Below are 2,473 nucleotides of genomic sequence, written 5' to 3'. Positions count from 1 at the left end.
CGCATCTGCTCGCCGCCGTGCAGCACACGGGGGCGGCGCTGTTGCGCGAGCATCCGGATCTCGTCGAACGCCTGATCGCACGCTGGATCGGCCACTCCGCGCAGTACGCGGGTGCGTGACGGGCGACGCGCACGTTAGAATATGCTGCCCTGAAACAAGCCGTTAGGATAAAAATGGAAAAGTATAAAATACTGATCGACACCGATCCCGGTGTCGACGACGCGCTCGCGATCCTGATGGCGCACGAGCATGCGCAAGTGCTCGGCCTGTCGATCGCCGCGGGCAATGTCGGCATCGAGCACACGGTCGCCAATGGGCTCAAGCTGATCGAGGTGATCGGCGCGGATACGCCCGTATTCGCCGGTTGCGCGACGCCGCTCGTGCATGCGGCGGCGGATGCGGCCTATGTACACGGTCAGGACGGCTTCGGCGACACCGGCTATACGCCGAGCACGCGCAGCGCCGAAAGCGAGCATGCGGCACTGGCGATCCTGCGCCTGTCGCACGTACACGCGGGCAATCTGGTGCTGGTCGCGATGGCGCCACTGACCAATCTGGCGCTGGCGCTGCGCCTCGATCCGACTCTGCCGCAACGCGTGGCCAAACTGGTGATCATGGGTGGTGCGGTGACCGGCCGCGGCAACTACGAGACCGTGCCCGCCGAGTTCAACATCGGTTTCGATCCGGAAGCCGCGCATGTGGTGTTTTCCACCTGGCCACATTTCGTGCTGGTTGACTGGGAAGCGACGGTGCAGCATGGCATCGAGTTCGCACGCATCGAAGCGCTGCTCGCCGCCAGCGATCCGCGCGCGCAGTTCTATCGTGCGATCTCGCAGAAAACCCGCGACTGGACGCGCGCGGGCGGGCGTCCGAAATTGCTGATTGCGGATGCTCTGGCGATGGCCGTCGCGCTCGATCCCGACATCGTCACGCGCGCCAAGGAACGTCGTGTTGCGGTCGAAATCAACGGTGCGCTCACGCGCGGCGCGACCGTGGTCGATTGGGACAGCCGTCTGGGTCGGCCGGCCAACGCGCAGATCGTGCTCGAAGTCGATCAGTCGCGCTTTGAATCCCTGATCGCGTCCGCACTCGGCGCCGGCTGAGGCGGCGCGTTCGTTTCCAGCGTATTGCGCAACCATACATCGCGCTGCGGAAACGCGATCTCGATGTCGTGCTCGCGGAACACCTCGGCGATGCGCATCTGCAGTTCGGTGCGCACGAGGTTGCGCTGGTTGATCTCGGCGACGAAGAAACGCAATTCGAAATCCTGCGTACTGTCGCCGAAGCCCATCATCCAGGCCAACGGTGCCGGATCCTTGAGTACGAGTTCGTGCGCGGCGGCGGTTTCGAGCAACAGCTTCTGTGCGAGCCGCGGATCGTTGCGATAGGCGACGCCGACCTTGATCACGACGCGCGTGGTCGTATCGGACAGCGTCCAGTTGACCAGCCGGTCGGTGATGAAACTCTTGTTTGGCACGATCACTTCCTTGTTGTCCCAGTCGACGATCGTGGTCGCGCGCGTGCGGATGCGCGCGACCGTGCCTTCGACGTCGCCGATCGTGACGATGTCGCCGACGCGCACCGGGCGCTCGAACAGCACGATCAGACCAGAAACGAAGTTGGCAAAAATTTCCTGCAGACCGAAACCCAGACCAACGGTGAGGCCGGCGGCGAGCCATTGCAGGTTCGACCAGCGCACGCCGAGCAGACCGACGCCGACGAGGACGCCGATCAGCACGATCAGATAACGCACGATGCTGGTGATCGCATAGCGCGTCGGCGCGTCGATCTGCAGCCGGCGCAACACGCCGATTTCCAGCAGGCCGGGCAGGTTGCGCGTGGCGATGAAAGTCATCGCGATAATCAGCAGCGACTCGAACACCGAGCGCACGGTGACGTCGAATGCGATCTGTTTGCCGTCCGTGTCCGCGTAGGTGGATTTCCACACCGCGATCTTGTCGAGGAAGGACAGCGCCGGTGCGATGTCGGACCAGATCAGCAGCAAGGCCGCGCCGAGCAGAAGAACGATCGCCAGACGCAGCACGCGCCGCGTTTGCGCGCCGAGGTCGGACACGGCCAGTTCTTCCGCTTCCACTTCGGGCAGCGCTTCGCCGCCCGTATCCTCGCTGCGCGATTCGATTTCGGCTGCGCGCTTTTCCTCCAGCCGCTTGAGCGCCAGACGGCGCTCGCCGAGCATCAGCCAGCGCACCGCCATGCCGTGCAGCACGCCGGCGCCAAGCACCGCAATCAGCGACGCCAGCGCGTGCTCGGCCAGCGTGACCGCGGTAAAGAAATAACCGATCGCCGCGAGTACGGCGATGGCGAGGAAAAATCCGCCGACACCGACGCGCGCGATCTGCCGCGCACGTACCGGTTCGTTGTCGATCTTGCCGCGCTGGGTCCACACAGCACCCGGGCGCAACAGACGCCATGCGATCGCGGCTACCGCGAGCGCGCCCAGGATGAACAGCGC

Annotated in this window: 2 protein-coding genes; one reads left to right on the top strand and one right to left on the bottom strand. The window is 64.6% G+C overall.

Going from position 1 to position 2,473, the window contains the following annotated elements; genetic code table 11:
* The first annotated feature begins 173 nt into the window (after nucleotides 1-173).
* Nucleotides 174-1,103 carry a nucleoside hydrolase gene (locus VIE67_RS01690; RefSeq protein WP_332022648.1) on the top strand — a complete coding sequence of 310 codons (930 nt, stop codon included), beginning with the start codon at nucleotides 174-176 and terminating at the stop codon, nucleotides 1,101-1,103.
* Here the strand turns inward: VIE67_RS01690 and VIE67_RS01685 are convergent.
* A partial coding sequence (locus VIE67_RS01685; RefSeq protein ID WP_332022646.1) for a mechanosensitive ion channel domain-containing protein occupies nucleotides 1,055-2,473 on the bottom strand: 1,419 nt, incomplete at its 5' end. The genes VIE67_RS01690 and VIE67_RS01685 overlap by 49 nt on opposite strands.

The organism is Rudaea sp., assembly GCF_036560865.1.
Classification (GTDB): domain Bacteria; phylum Pseudomonadota; class Gammaproteobacteria; order Xanthomonadales; family Rhodanobacteraceae; genus Rudaea.
Note: the sequence above shows the minus strand (reverse complement) of the source record. Positions and strands in the feature narration are given on the sequence as shown.

Bases quoted from the DNA above. Each gene is read 5' to 3' on its own strand.
- VIE67_RS01690 (WP_332022648.1), top strand. From the start codon at position 174: ATGGAAAAGTATAAAATACTGATCGACACCGATCCCGGTGTCGACGAC.